Genomic DNA, 14,869 nt, shown 5'->3' on the forward strand with positions numbered 1-14,869 from the left:
GTTGATATTAAATTGCGCTTTTTGAATAATTTTTATGTATCTGATTTGTCTATTTGATGTTGTATTTAAAAGGGTGGAAGGGATGTGTAAAAAGGAGGGGTTTTGTGGTGTTGAAGGGGTGGTGAAATTTTTATTTTGAAAAACCCTGAAGTCTTAATTATTCGATTGAATTTAAAATCCAAAAATGAAAAGCCTTGCTGAGGTATATCTGATCGGCATGGCTGGCAAATATTTTTTCCTGTGCCGAAAGAGCTTTGGATTTTGTAATGCGCTGTAATTTAGTCTTTTACTGGAGTCAATCTGTTGTCGCTCCTGTTTTGTTCATAAAAAGAGAGAAGTGGTAAAATATAATTTTTACCCCTTTAAATTATGTTCGTGATTTTGACATGATTTTTACACCACTGGTTTTGGGGGATTTTTTTTAGATGTGAGTATGGAGAATCCGTTAGATTGAAACATCAAAATTTTTTAATTCAAACTATTTTTTATGCGTTTATTTTTATCCCCTATTAAATGCAGTAAGCTATTTATGGGCGTACTCATTGCATTTCTGCTTTCCACACAAGCAGTTTACGCACAAGTAGAAATTAAAGGAACAGTGACCGCTTCAGATGGAGAGCCACTGCCGGGTGTTTCAGTGGTAATAAAAGGTAGCTCAACAGGAACCATCAGTGATTTTAGCGGCGCCTATGCACTTCGAGTAAACGGACCGGAGGATGTCTTACAGTTTACTTTCGTCGGGATGAATACCGAGGAAATCAGAGTGGGTAATCAAACCACCATTAATGTGACCATGCAGGAAGATGTGGTGAATCTGGAGGAGTTTGTAGTGGTGGGTTACGGTATTCAGCGGAAATCGGATGTGACGGGTTCTGTGGCTTCTGTAGATGCTAAAGAGCTGCAACAGTCCTTAAGCCCGAATATTGATCAGGCTCTGCAGGGAAGGGCAGCCGGGGTATCGGTGATGTCGAATTCAGGTTCTCCGGGCAGCAATACTATGGTGAGAATCCGGGGAATCGGTTCGGTAAATAATTCCAGTCCGCTTTATGTGGTGGATGGGGTTCCGCTGGGGGATATTTCCTCTTTGAATATGCAGGACGTGGAAACGATGGAAATTTTGAAAGACGCTTCCGCTACCGCGATTTACGGATCGCGGGGTGCGCACGGGGTGGTATTGATTCAGACCAAATCCGGAAAAAAGGGAAAAACCACGGTGAATTATTCCGGAAGAGTAGGTGTGCAGTCAGCATCTAATTATCTGGATTTAGTATCGGCAGAAGAATATGCCACTATCAGGAATAAGGCCCGGGCAAATGATCAGTTCTATTATCCAGGCGAAGACTGGAGTCCTATGCCGGAATTAGCCAATCCGGCAGCTTTGGGTCAGGGGACGGATTGGCAAAGAGCCGTTACTCGCGATGCGCTAATTCATAATAATCAGGTATCCGTTTCTGGCGGGAATGAGAAAAATACATATTATATGGCCATTAATGCGATGGGGCAGGATGGAATTATGAACGGATCGGATTTTTCCAGATTAACCTTCCGTTTGAATAATTCCTATCAGATCCATAAGGATGTGAAAGTAGGTCATAATATTAATATCAGTCACAGCACTAAAAATACCATTCCGGAATGGGGGGAGAATGTGGCCAACCAGAAAATTCTGACCAATGCGATCGGACATGATCCGATAACACCGGTCTATGATCCGACTAATCCGGACAGCCCTTATGGTTATACCAAATTGGGGGGTAACTATGGAAATCCGGTAGCCCGGGTGGATTACAATAACAATACAACCACCGTTTTTGGGGTTCAGGGGAATTTCTTCGCAGACTGGAATATCAATAAGCATTTAACTTTCCGCTCCAATTACGGTCTGGTCGCCCGCTTTCAGGAAAATGAGGTTTTTGTTCCGGAGTATGTGGTTTCGCCTTTGCAGTTTGAAAAAACGTCAAGTTTGAGTAAGAATCGGGCAAATACCATCAACCATACCTGGTCGAATACCCTGACCTATATGCGTAGCTTTAATAAACACCATCTGACTGCCATGGTGGGACAGGAAGTTCAGACCAATTCTTACCACCTGATACAGAGTAGTATTATGGATATTCCGGGAAATATCAGTAAACCCAGTTTTGGAGGAGGGAATATTGGTACTTCTGCAGTGACTGATAATCTTACGGCCAGTGCCCTGGTATCCTTCTTTGGTCGTGTTAATTATAACTATGACGACCGCTATTTGGTGACGGCGAATTTCCGTTCGGATGCTTCTTCGCGTTTTGGTCCCGGTAACCGGTGGGGATATTTTCCTTCGCTGGCCTTAGGTTGGAATTTGCACAAGGAGGCCTTCTGGCCGGAGAATGATGTGGTGACCAGAGCCAAGCTCACCGGAGGTTATGGTGAAATCGGAAGCCAGAGTTTTGATGATTATATGTACTACAGTCTGATAAGCGGCGGGCAATATTATTTCTTTGGTACGGATAATCACCTGAACATCGGGGCGACACCATTGATGATTGGTAACGAGGACCTGAAGTGGGAAACCGCTACCACCACCAATGTGGGAATAGAAATGGGCTTTTTCAATGATATGATCACCTTCAATGCAGAGTATTTTGTGAAAAATACCACGGATATGTTATTGCGGTTACCTATTCCTGATTACTCCGGCATTCAGCAGGCTCCATGGGTGAATGGAGGACACCTGAAAAACCGCGGATGGGAATTTACGGCATCTCACCGCAAGCAGGTAAATGATAAATTTTCTTATGGGATTGACGGAAACATCTCTTTTATCAGAAATGAGATGCTGGACTGGGGAACAGAGAACGGATTCGTGGATGAAGGGAAATTCAGAAGCTTCCCGCTGTTGAGCCGTACATCTGAAGGCCGTCAGATCGGAGAGTTTTTCCTATGGAAAACGGACGGCATCTTCCAGACGTCGGAAGAAGTAGCGAACAGCTCACAGCCGGATGCCAAACCCGGAGATATCCGCTTTGTGGATGTTAATGGTGATGGCGTGATCAATGAAGATGACAGAACTTATGTGGGATCCCCACTGCCGGACTTTACTTATGGCTTTACCCTGAGTTTGAATTATGGTCATTTTGATTTTTCTGCCTTCTTCCAGGGGGTACAGGGGAATCAGGTATTTAATGGAATGCGATATTATACCGACCGGGCAGGTGTATTTAATAACCATAAGCGAATGCTGAATGCATGGGATGGACCGGGTTCTTCCAATACGGTGCCCCGCCTAACGGAACGTGATGCGGAGAATAACTTATGGGCTTCAGATTATTATCTGGAGGATGGCGCTTATCTGCGTTTGAAAAATCTTGAAATTGGGTATTCCCTGCCGTCTGTTATTGCCAGTCGGTTGAAAATGCAAAACCTAAGAGTCTACCTGAGTGGCCAGAACTTGCTGACCTTTACGAAGTATACAGGTATGGATCCGGAAGTAGGGCAAGAGTGGCCGGATAAATTGGCTTTTGGTATTGACCGGGGAATGTACCCTCAGCCAAGAATTTTCTCATTAGGACTGGATGTTACTTTTTAATTTTTGAATCATGAAAAAGATCATTTTTTATATATCAGTAGTGGCTTTTTGCCTGCAGGGGTGTTTTGGGGAGTTGGATCAAAAACCATGGGGAGTAGCCCTGGAGGACGAATTTTATAAAACAGAGGAAGATGCGGTCTTAGCAATAAATGCCGCTTATTCTCCCATGTCCTGGATGCAGGATGCCTTTAATTCCAATATGGCCGCACTGGATTGTTCTTCCGATGATACTTTCAAGGGAGGCGGACATGCCGGTGACCAGACCGGTCTGACCGAATTCGCCCAGTTTAGAATTACCTCTTCCAATAGTATTTTGGCAGATCGCTGGAAGGATGCTTATCAGGGCATTTTCCGGGCCAATAAGGTGATTGAAAATGTGCCTGGAATTGATATGGATGAAAACCTTCGGAACCGCATAGTCGGGGAAGCTTACTTCCTCAGAGGTTATTATTATTTTGAATTACTGGTGCAGTTTGGTGGCGTCATTAAAGTGGACCGGGTATTAAGGCCGGATGAATTTAATCAGTCCCGTTCCAGCAGGGCCGAAATCATCCAGCTCATAGAAGATGACCTTACCATGGCGGTGGATCGTTTGCCTAAAAAATCGGAATACTCCGCTTCCACAGAACTAGGAAGAGCGACCAAGGGTGCGGCACTGGCTTATCTGATGAAGTTGAATGTGATGGAGAAAAACTGGTCGGCAGCATCTAAATATGCCGAGAATATTTTTGCGCTGGGAGAATATGAGTTAGTGGCGGACTACGGGCTTATTTTCCAACAGGCAGGAGAGCACTGTTCTGAATCCATTTTTGAGGTAAATTATAATGAAAACTCCATCAAAGGCTGGGGACGAGGAAATCCGGGTTCCTGGACAGGGGTATGTTTTATGCCCAGAGCTATTAGGGGGACGGGTTTTTGTCAGGTGGATGAAGGTTTGGTCGCTGCTTATGAGGAGGGAGACCCTCGCAAGGAGCTGACCGTTTATCATCATGAAAATACGGATTATGGTACGGATTTATATTTTAGAAAATATTCCTGCGCACCGTATTCAGATTACCCATGGCCATCAAACGGTCCCAGTCACGGAGCGAATAACACCCGCCTGGTTCGCCTGGCAGATATTTACCTGATGTATGCCGAGGCACAATATCATTTAGGGAATGAAGGTTTGGCACAGGAGTATGTGAATATGATCCGTGAGCGCGCAAGAGGAGGCGATGATAGCCTGCTGCCGGATGTTACTGCAACTGGAGAAGCTTTGTTGAACGCCATTTATTTTGAAAGACGCATTGAGCTGGCCGGTGAAGGACTTCGTTTCTGGGATTTGGTTCGTACAGGAAGAGCGGCTACGGTTTTGAAAGACAGAGGATTTGTGGCGGGTACGCATGAATTACGTCCTATCCCGAATAAGGATGTTATTCTGTCTAACGGTGCAATTGAACAAAACCCGGGTTATTAATACTTCGGGTTAAACCATAAAAAAGGCTGGTGCAGGGTGCATCAGCCTTTTTTGCTGTTTACAACTTGTTCATAACCCTAGGGATAGTCCATGACTATCAAAAGGTTCCCGAAAATCAGGCATTAAATACTTTCAAATCTTCCACCAGCGGCATCAAACGCTCCACCGTGACATGCTCCATAATCACGACTTTAAACCATTTGGCTTCGTGATGATTGTCGGGCACCAGGCCATATTTTTGGGCAATTTCTTCATTCAAATGTTTCGCGCGCATGGTTACCAGATTGGATTTCGGATGGCGAAAATACTCCACGCCCATAGCGGCTAATTGCTCACAAAACCACTCTGTTCTTTTCTGTAAAATATAGATTTTCTCATACCAGCCATAAGGGCCGTATTTAGAAAGAATCATCCAAACCGAAATGGCATTAGCTCCGGAGCGGCTGCCGATCAGGGTACAGTCTTCTCCTTCCACATAGCTGGCTTCCATGGTGGTGGCGTACTGCATCAGGCCTTTTCTGGCCAGGAAAATACCGGTGCCGTATGGCGCCTGGGCCATTTTGTGGGCGTCCAAAGTCACGGATGAAATTTCAGGATGGTTAAAGCCCATTTGGAAATTTTCCTCAGAAAAAGGGAAGTAGAAACCCCCATAGGCTCCATCAATATGGATGCGATATTGCACCTCATTTGCCTTTAGTACGGCAACATAATCATCCACCGAATCCACCGAGCCAAACATGGTGGTCATCATATTGGCGACAATGATGAAGTATTTTTTCCCTTTTGCTTTTTGCGCTGTAATACAATCCTGGATTTTCTCCTGGTCGATAGCACGATTATTTTCATCTACAGCCACCTTTGCCACATCAATGGCCAGAACATTTCCTGCCTTATCCATGGAGTAGTGGTTGTCCTGAGAAGTGATGATGACCATCTCCTCTCTTTGCGCCCCAAATTCCTTCATGAATTGATTGCGGTAAATCCAGATGGCCTGCATATTGGCTTCTGTTCCGCCTGAGGCAACATAACCATCAATGCTGTTAGGGGCGCCCTTCAAAATATCCACGGCGCAAATTTCAATCAGTTCCCGCTCAATTTCATGCGTGCCGGCAAAAAAGGATTCTGAAGCACCGGTGGTATGACAACCAATATGGTTTGGGTTGTGCAGCATCGTGCTTAAAAATGGAGCGTCTTTCAGAAAAGAAGCATTGTGAAAAAAGACTTTTTCATCGAGATAAGATCCTGGTACACCCAGGATGTTGGCGTCCAGGTAATTGATATTTCTCTTTAAAGCGGAAAAAACTTTTTCTTTTATTTCCTCTTCCGACTTTTTGCTCCAGATATTCATTTTTTTTGCCTCTGATTTTTGATTATGCTGGCAAAGATAAACAAATTCTCAGAACCTTGTCTCTTATATAAATAATGGGTAGAAATTATAGGATATTTATCATGAAATTAATTTAAAACTCATAAATGGTTAATATGTTTAATGACAAAAATGTTAATTCATTTTGTTAAATGAAAATTGCGTATTCCTTAAATGTAGAGGCTGATTTCCTGCTTTTTGTCGATTAGCAAACGTTTGCGGCTTATTTGTTTGTAAATCGCTCAGTTAAGCGAATTCAAAGAATTATTTAATAATTATTATTGCGGGATAATATCAGTCATTAACCATTTAATTTTTTTATGGATCTGCAAAAGAGAAGTCTGAAAAGTGCATTCATTCAATTGAATATTGTGATTCTTATATTTGGAGTTACCATATTGTTGGGGGCTTTTTGGTATTTAGGGGATGTGATGGACTCCAATGATCGTTATGTTGCTTTTGGAGAACCCATAGAATATACGGCAAAGGTCGTTAAATCCGATGCCATGGAGGTGGTTAATTTACTTTATGGGCTTTCAGTAAAAGATGATGCCGAAAAAATACAAGTCATTAAAGACCGCTTGTATTCTATAGAGGGGCATATTAAGGGCTTTGAAGAGAAACGAACCCTTGGTCTGGATCCTCAGTTTGATCCGATCGTTCTGAGTATTCAGCGTGATTTCAAAGCGCTCAACGAAGTGGTGTTAAAAGGAGCTGAACTTCGAGATCCCAACTTCATCGAAGAACAGGTGGTGCCCAAAATGAATCAGTTTGGGAATCATATCAATGACCTTTCCGGCAAGAATTGGGAAGTATATGGCTCAAGACAGAGTAAAATATTTGCAGGTTTTGGTCGATTCCAGATCGGGATGATCGCTTCACTGGTTATTTTTTTATCGGTTATTTTCCTTTTTGTCTGGCAATTATCTAAGAGGATTGTTCGTTATTTACACGCCTTGGAAACTGAAATTGTGTCCCTGAGCAAAGGGAATTTACCGAAACCTTTAAAAGAACATGGCAATGAACTGGATACTATCGTCAGAGCGGTAAATGTATTGAATACCAATTTAAGACAGGTGAAGGAATTTGCTTTGGAGGTAGGGGAAAGAAATTTTACCACGAAGATTTCCGTTTTTGAAGATAAAGGTGAAATGGGCGAATCTCTGATTGCCATGCGGGACAGTCTGAAAAGGGTAGCGGCGGAGGAGCAGATCCGGAACTGGCAGACGGAAGGAGTAGCCAAATTTGAAAGTCTTATCCGTGAGCTTAATAAAAATATTGATTTATTGGCGGATGAATTTGTAAGAGCTTTATGTAAATATATTGGGGCGAATCAGGCTTTTGTATTTGTGGCAGAAGAGAATGAGAAGGGAGATATTGAATACCTGAAATTAAGAGCCGCCTATGCTTTTGATCGAAAGAAATATGTAGAGAAGGAAGTGTATCCCGGCAACGGATTAGTGGGACAATGTTATTTAGAACAGGCACCCATTTTCCTTTCAGAGATTCCGCAAAATTATTTGAAAATTACCAGTGGCCTGGGTGATGCGTCCCCTTCTAATATTTTATTACAACCCATGATTTTTAATGATCGGGTGGAGGGAATTCTGGAGTTGGCGACTTTCACTCCGTTGACGGAGGCGCAACGGTCCTTCATTGCTCGCATTTGTGAGTCGATGGCCTCGGCTATAAGTACAGCCCGAACCAATGAACGTACTCAAAAAATTCTAAAGGAATCACAGCTATTGACGGAACAGTTAAGAGCGCAAGAGGAGGAGTTAAGACAGAATTCTGAAGAACTGCTGGCCACACAGGAAGGCATGAGCAGACGGATTGAAGAGCTGGAACAACAGCTTCAGGCGACGGAAAGGGCTCCTGTCATGGAATAATTTTTACATCCAAATCGACCTATTTAATGATTAAAGCCCTCCTTTTCGGAGGGCTTTGTATATTATCCAAAATCACTTTCAATACTTCAAATTTTCACGGCGAATTTTGGTTTTTAAACAGGCTTTAAAGTTAGCTTCAATCCTGAAGTTTTCAACAATCGAGCTTCCCGCCAAAATAAAACAGATAACTGCTTTCCCGAAGCAGTCATGCTGTATTTTTGTGCTGGGCAGATTCCCTGAAATGGTAGCATCCCGCTCATTGATGGGTTCCGGTAAGCTATTCGGGAATGCAATCGGCCGCTGTTTATCCCTAACCTGCTGTTGTTTACTATGGTAGCAGGGATATTTCGATTTTATTTAGAACTGATACTCAATCTCTTCTGGTTTGATTTTGAGCCAGTACCATAGCTCATCTCCCAGATCCCAGTAAACCTTGACTCCTTCCGGAATGAGTACGCCCTGGTGTTTTTGATAGTGGTGAAGTTTGGTCATCCACAGACTGCGCTTTTCATTACTTTTACCATAATACCTTCGGGTAATAAATTTTTCCGGTAACCAATTATCAGAAAAATAGAAATCTCCGTAAACCTGCAGTCCTCCGTATTCAAAATAGGCGCGTGCGACTTTATAGCTTAATTCTTCCCATTGCACCCAGGGGCTGCAGGCAAAAGAAGGGTACCAGACCATTTCCCCTAAAAAGCGTTGCATGCTACTTTCGTCAATTTTCCGCCCTTTCTCATTTTCCATACACAGCCCCGGGCTGCAATATAGCCGTGCATTTCCCCTTCCGTTTTCGAAATGGTTTAGAGTAGTTATTTTCAGGATGGAAAATAGCCTGAGCTCGGCTCGCCAGTTAAAGGCGGGGGGATGGGTTTGGGCAGCATAATACGCATGCGCATCGTCCCATTTTTTTTGTCCGGGATGCAACATCATCTTCAGCTGCTGACGCATTTTGATGGATTGTATGGGGCGATTGATGTCCGGCATGGCCTGATGAAGCCATTGACTTACGGCGAACGGCAAGGACTGCAGACCGGTAAATTCGGTGGGTTGAGGTAATATGGTATTGGGGGGACACATATTAACTGTATTGGTGGTTTTGGTATTTAAGTTATTCTTTCTACATGTAAAAGAATATTTATCAGTTAATAATCTGATTTTTTTACTTTGGTGCCGCTTCGCAAGAATGGACAAGCAAATTGGGTGCTTACTCCTTTACTTTGTATCATAAGAAGAGAGATTCGCGACATTAAAAGCGGAAATGCTTCTATATTTAAAGCGAAATTTAGCAATTACTTAGGCAGGATATGGAGGAATATTACGAAAATAGAATAGCGAAAGTGGTGCACTTTATTCATCGCCATTTGGATGAAAAATTAACCATAGAACAATTGGCGGAGGTTGCCGCTTTTTCGCCTTTTCATTTTCACCGGATTATGCAGGCACATTTAGGAATGCCGATAGGGAAATATGTCCATCAAGTCCGCATGCAGCGAGCTGCACAACTATTGAGCTCTTCAGAAGTACCGGTCTCTGAATTAGCCTGGGAGTTGGGGTATTCGGATGCTGCAGCCTTTAATAAAGCCTTTAAGAAGCTATATCGTGTATCTCCTTCGGAATTTCGTGTATTAAAATTAGATCATGTTATGAAAAATGAAAAGCCTGATTTCGGACCATGGAGCATCACCAAACGTCCAACCAAAGTCCATTTGGAAGAAAGAAGATTGATGTATATCCCCTTAAAAGGAGCTTATGGAGCGCTGGATTATGGGGGCGCCTTTGAGCAACTTTGGGGGCAAATAGGTGCCCAGAAACTTTTTACTAAGGGGATACAATCTATTTGTCAGAATTTCGATAATCCTGATATTACGCCGGCTGCTGAAATTCGGGCAGAGGTGGGTTTAATTATTCACAAAGAAGCCAACGCTACGGGTGAAATAAAATTGAAAATGCTTCCTGAGGGGGAATTTATGCGATTTCGCTTTCAAGGAGATTATCAGAATTTGGGTTATGCCTATCAGTTTATCTTTGGTGAATGGTTGCCAAAGAGTGGATTGAATTTGAGAGAGGAGCCTTGTTTCGATCGCTATGTGAGTGACCCCAGACGGGTGGTGCCTGAGAAAAGAAAAGTAGAGATTTTTATTCCAATAGAATAGGAAAAGCCGCTGGAATTCCAGCGGCTTTTGGTATTTTTTGAAGAGCGTGTTTAAAAACCAAATTTCCTTATGAATATTTGTTTATATAAGAGTGAACTATGCTTATTTTGAGGCCAAAATTACGGCAGAAAAATAAAAGCAATATCACTTCTTATTTATCAATTTTTTTTAGGGAGTATTTAGTGCGTGTTTAAAAGCGTACCATCCAGCTGTAAATTCGAATTATTGGAAGCGATTTTGGATGATTTTTCAACAATAGCGCTGCTATTCTCTCAAAATAATCGGGTATCGCTTCTGCAATAATCAAATTTTCGCTACGAATTTTGTGTTTTAAACACGCTCTATGGTTTTAGTAGGCTTCTATTTTACTTCAGCATTAAGCTTGCCTTGTTGATGAACAGCCTGATTTTCTTCCTGAATTCGTGCTCTTTGTGCTTTGGTTAATCCATGCTTGTAATAGAATTCCGGTTTATAGTAGGAGTTGTGGCGCTTCATTTCCGGATCATTTACATCCAGGCTCAGGTCACAATCAAATCTTAATAAAATGGCATGGTTCTGCGACCAGGTTGTGGCATTGGTCAGGTGGGAAATCCCCCAGGTAATACCTCGTCCGTATTTGGTGTCGGTGAAGGCATCCGGTACATAAGGACCGGCGGCGGTCGGCATCAGACTACAGATGGAAGCGATATCGAAATTTACGCCATCCGGTGCATATTGCATAGTGAAGTGCTCATTCCCATCTTTAATCACCATCGCGGCCATTCCTTCTTTGAAAGGGAAAAGGGTGGTTTCATGTCCGGAGGTAATGACCGGGTTTTGTGGGTGTTTCACAAAAGGTCCCATTGGATCATCTGCGATCGCTAAGCCCTGCATGCGCACCAAAATAGGATCGCCATCAGCATCTGATTTATAATACAAATAGATCTTTCCATCGCGTACAATCGGGTAGGGATCATGAATAGAAAATTGATCCCAGGCGCCTTCAGGTCCATTGGGAATAACCACTTTATTGGCATGTGTCCAGGGGCCGTCAGGAGAATCAGCATAGGCGATGGCCACCGGGCAATCATCCCCTCTTTTCCCACTTGCTTCCATGAAGGCTTGGTAATAGATGTAATATTTTCCTTTCCACTCCAAAATGTCACAAGTAGAAATAGATCTCCAGCCCGGATTAGGTTTTTCTGGTCTTTTCAGAGCAGGCCCTTGCTCCTCCCATTTGAAGCCATCTTCAGAGGTTGCATACCAGATTTCAGCCAAATCCCAGTCCGCAGATGGAATAGTATCGTTGCAGTTTTTGGCTCCTTTTGGAGGAGTTGGCGTATTTCGATAAGTATACCAAACGTAGTATTTGCCATTGGCAAAAATCACTTTGGATGGATCTCGACGGGAAATGGTACCATCTCCGCCATTATAATCAAAACCTTCTAGTTTGGTGTATTTGAATTGGGTGTACAGCTCATTGTCCTCAGGTCGTGGGGCCATATAGCGATCATAATTTCGCTCCATGGCAGCGCTTAATTTGATCTGAGGTTTTTCTTTAGGAAGAACAAAGGGGAAATGCGAGTGCTCTGCGTTTTGCACTGTTTGTGGATTACAGGCAAACATCAGGCAGAGTGCAAAAAATGCCGGATAATATGAAAGTTTAAAAATCATGGTATTAGAGTTATTTTGAAAGCAATTAGCAGATTGTTACAATAAAAAACAGGGGTTAAAAATATTTAATTTTTAACCCTTGTATATTCTGTTGCTCATTATTATTTGAACTGAGTTGCTTTTGTCCTGATATTCAGCGTGGAGCACCAGCAGGGCAAAAAATGCATTTTCAAACACTTTTTATGGTTTCCTCTGCCTTGGTTTTAATGAAGGGTGATGATTGCTTCTACAGGGGTGGCAGCTCCCAATTTTTGACTTAATTCACTAGGAAGGGCATTGGCCACCATTAGTTTGTATTTCCCTTTTTGCCAAACGCTTTCACCCTCCTCATTGATCATCCTGAAATCTTCTGCCGGCATTTCAAATTTCACAGTGGTTGCTTCTCCCGCTTTTAAGTGGATCCGCTGGAAATTTTTTAGCACATACATCGCGGTGTTCTCCTCTCTTTCCTGTGGTACCAGGTACAGCTGGGCGACATCTTCCGCAGCCATGGTGCCGGTGTTTTTCACCTTGACTTCTAAAGAAACGGATTGTTTAGATTTTAATTTGTCCCTGGAAATTTTTATCTCTTCATATTGGAAGGAAGTATAACTCAAACCAAAGCCAAATGGATAGGCCGGCTCTTCTTTCATGAATTTGTAGGTGCGGCCCGCCATGCTGTAATCCTCATATGGAGGCAACTGTTCAATATTTTTAGGAAAGGTTATGGGGAGTTTGCCAGATGGAGCTACATCACCAAAAAGTACATCGGCCACCGCATTTCCTCCCTGTTCTCCCGGATACCAAATTTGTAGAATAGCATCACAATGGGCTTCTATTCCTTCCAGAGAAACCGGGCTTCCGCTGGCAATAAGTAATACCAATGGCCCTTTTTTCTTTTCGGCAATTTGTTTTACATAATCAATCTGATTTTGAGGGAGCTTCAAATCTTTGCGATCTCCGATATAATCAGAAGCAATGGCATCCACCTCTTCTCCTTCCATATCCGCGGTTATTCCGACCACACAAATGGTTACGTCAGACTCTCCGGCTACATTTGGTGCCCAGTTTTTAGGGTTGATGTTTTTTTGAAATGGAAGGGCGCCGCTTCGGTAATTTAGCGAAGTTCCTAAGCTTACTTTATCTGCTATGCCTTCTAAAATAGTGACTAAATTAGGGCTAATGCCATAATAATTCCCCATCAACATATCAGCAGAATTGGCAAAGGGACCGGTGACATAAGGTACGCGGATATCTTTTGGGAGTGGTAATACCTGATTTTTATTTTTTAACAATACAATACTCTTTTGGGCCACTTCTCTGGCCAGGGCAACATGGGCTTCGCTATGAATATGCTCTGGGCCGATTAAGTCATAGGGATGATTGTGATTTTCATCCATTAGTCCTAATCGAATTCTGGTTTTCATTAGCTGTATTAATCGCTGATCGATTAATTGCTCATCAATTAATCCTTTTTCCAGTGCTTTTGATAAATGTTTATAGGTTGCCCCGCAATTTAGATTTGTGCCTGCCTTTAAGGCTACTGCAGCCGCTTCCGCTGGCGTAGGGACATATTTTAATTTATGAGTAATGCCACTGATGGCGCCGCAGTCAGAAGTGATATAGCCGTTAAACTGCCATTGATCTTTCAAAAACCCCTGCAAATACGCTTTGTTCGCAGCGGCCGGAATACCATCAATGGCATTGTAGGCTGCCATTACGCCTTCTACTTTGGCTTCTTTGACTAATCTTTCAAAAGCAGGAAGGTAGGTTTCGTGTAAATCTTTTTGGGAGGCACGGGCATCGAACACATGACGCATGGACTCTGGCCCTGAGTGTACCGCAAAGTGCTTGGCGCAGGCAGCAGTTTTTAATCTTTTGGGGTCGTTGCCCTGTAATCCATTCACAAAAGCCACCCCAATACGGGAGGTAAGATAGGGATCTTCCCCATAGGTTTCCTGCCCACGCCCCCAGCGTGGATCTCTGAAAATGTTCACGTTTGGAGTCCAAAAGGTGAGTCCTGCATATTTTGAATAATTGCCCATTTCCTGGGATATGGTGAATTTGGCCCGGGCCTCATCGGAAATAGCACTGGCCACCTGATGGATAAGTTCCGGGTCAAAAGTAGCGGCCATGGCTATTCCTTGTGGGAAAATGGTCGCTTTTCCATTTCTGGCAATACCATGCAGGGCTTCATTCCACCAGTTGTAAGCAGGAATATTGAGGCGTTCAATCGCCGGGGCGTCGGCAAGCAGCTGGCCAATTTTCTCTTCAGTGGTCAGTTGTTTTACCAAGACTTCAGCCCGAACGTCTTCAGATAGATAGGGGTTTTGGAAAGAATAATCTACTTCCTGTGCATTTCCGTAATGAAATAAAAACAAGAATAGACCGCCAAAAAATTGAGAACGGAACTTCATAAAAATGCTATATTAAATATCAAACTTTCTACTCGAAACGGGCAAAAAGTCGAACCATCTTCACGCCCCCTTTTTTGCCTATTACTTACTCATAAAAGTATTGGGTTCGCGGCTTTTTTGTACGTTGTATTCTTATGCAATAACTATTCAGCGATTGAGAAAAACTTGATATTTAATTTGCGAAACTAAATCCTTCGTCTGGTTGATTGATTTTTTAGCGGTTTTATGATTAGGGCAGTCTAATGGGTTGATTTTTGACTATTTATTCTTTAGTTGGAGGAAATAAAGGGGGGTAAAGGTGCCTTCGGAATGGGGGTGAATTCAAGTTTAAATCCCCAAGTTTTCCAGTATTTATTTGAATTTACTCCTATTCAAGCTAATTACC

At 42.9% G+C, this 14,869-nt stretch carries 8 protein-coding genes; 4 read left to right on the plus strand and 4 right to left on the minus strand.

All coding sequences use genetic code 11. The features are described from left to right. Positions 1-487 precede the first annotated feature (487 nt). Both AAA970_RS15805 and AAA970_RS15810 read left to right on the plus strand, forming a co-directional pair. Positions 488-3,565, plus strand: a complete 3,078-nt coding sequence (locus AAA970_RS15805; RefSeq protein WP_338237862.1) for a SusC/RagA family TonB-linked outer membrane protein — start codon at positions 488-490, stop codon at positions 3,563-3,565. A gap of 10 nt (positions 3,566-3,575) precedes the next feature. Continuing rightward, a complete protein-coding gene (locus AAA970_RS15810; RefSeq protein WP_338237863.1) occupies positions 3,576-5,024 on the plus strand; it encodes a RagB/SusD family nutrient uptake outer membrane protein in 1,449 nt (482 codons plus the stop codon). A gap of 115 nt (positions 5,025-5,139) precedes the next feature. Here the strand turns inward: AAA970_RS15810 and AAA970_RS15815 are convergent, their stop codons facing one another. Continuing rightward, positions 5,140-6,372 (minus strand): pyridoxal phosphate-dependent decarboxylase family protein, encoded by a 1,233-nt coding sequence (locus AAA970_RS15815; RefSeq protein ID WP_338237864.1) that lies wholly within the window; start codon positions 6,370-6,372, stop codon positions 5,140-5,142. A gap of 338 nt (positions 6,373-6,710) precedes the next feature. On the opposite strand from AAA970_RS15815, the gene AAA970_RS15820 reads away from it, so the two are divergent. Continuing rightward, positions 6,711-8,279 carry a GAF domain-containing protein gene (locus AAA970_RS15820; RefSeq protein WP_338237865.1) on the plus strand — a complete coding sequence of 523 codons (1,569 nt, stop codon included), beginning with the start codon at positions 6,711-6,713 and terminating at the stop codon, positions 8,277-8,279. Positions 8,280-8,636: 357 nt separating this feature from the next. Here the strand turns inward: AAA970_RS15820 and AAA970_RS15825 are convergent, their stop codons facing one another. Then, complete coding sequence (locus tag AAA970_RS15825) at positions 8,637-9,359, minus strand: DUF6920 family protein (protein WP_338237866.1); 723 nt, start codon at positions 9,357-9,359, stop codon at positions 8,637-8,639. 227 nt (positions 9,360-9,586) lie between these two features. On the opposite strand from AAA970_RS15825, the gene AAA970_RS15830 reads away from it, so the two are divergent. Continuing rightward, on the plus strand, positions 9,587-10,435 hold the full coding sequence (locus AAA970_RS15830) for an AraC family transcriptional regulator (protein ID WP_338237867.1): 849 nt from the start codon (positions 9,587-9,589) through the stop codon (positions 10,433-10,435). Between the two features lie 360 nt (positions 10,436-10,795). Here the strand turns inward: AAA970_RS15830 and AAA970_RS15835 are convergent, their stop codons facing one another. Beyond that, positions 10,796-12,088, minus strand: a complete 1,293-nt coding sequence (locus AAA970_RS15835) for a glycoside hydrolase family 117 protein (RefSeq protein WP_338237868.1) — start codon at positions 12,086-12,088, stop codon at positions 10,796-10,798. A gap of 203 nt (positions 12,089-12,291) precedes the next feature. Then, entirely contained in the window at positions 12,292-14,484 is a 2,193-nt protein-coding gene (locus AAA970_RS15840; RefSeq protein ID WP_338237869.1) for a glycoside hydrolase family 3 C-terminal domain-containing protein, read from the minus strand. Positions 14,485-14,869: the final 385 nt, after the last annotated feature.

It is taken from the genome of Persicobacter diffluens (assembly GCF_036244895.1).
Classification (GTDB): Bacteria; Bacteroidota; Bacteroidia; order Cytophagales; family Cyclobacteriaceae; genus Persicobacter; species Persicobacter diffluens.

What these genes read in the sequence shown, in the direction of transcription:
- AAA970_RS15840 (WP_338237869.1), bottom strand. Translation starts at nt 14,484, where the DNA reads ATGAAGTTCCGTTCTCAATTTTTTGGCGGTCTATTCTTGTTTTTATTT.
- AAA970_RS15820 (WP_338237865.1), top strand. Translation starts at nt 6,711, where the DNA reads ATGGATCTGCAAAAGAGAAGTCTGAAAAGTGCATTCATTCAATTGAAT.
- AAA970_RS15810 (WP_338237863.1), top strand. Translation starts at nt 3,576, where the DNA reads ATGAAAAAGATCATTTTTTATATATCAGTAGTGGCTTTTTGCCTGCAG.
- AAA970_RS15835 (WP_338237868.1), bottom strand. Translation starts at nt 12,088, where the DNA reads ATGATTTTTAAACTTTCATATTATCCGGCATTTTTTGCACTCTGCCTG.
- AAA970_RS15815 (WP_338237864.1), bottom strand. Translation starts at nt 6,372, where the DNA reads ATGAATATCTGGAGCAAAAAGTCGGAAGAGGAAATAAAAGAAAAAGTT.
- AAA970_RS15830 (WP_338237867.1), top strand. Translation starts at nt 9,587, where the DNA reads ATGGAGGAATATTACGAAAATAGAATAGCGAAAGTGGTGCACTTTATT.
- AAA970_RS15825 (WP_338237866.1), bottom strand. Translation starts at nt 9,359, where the DNA reads ATGTGTCCCCCCAATACCATATTACCTCAACCCACCGAATTTACCGGT.
- AAA970_RS15805 (WP_338237862.1), top strand. Translation starts at nt 488, where the DNA reads ATGCGTTTATTTTTATCCCCTATTAAATGCAGTAAGCTATTTATGGGC.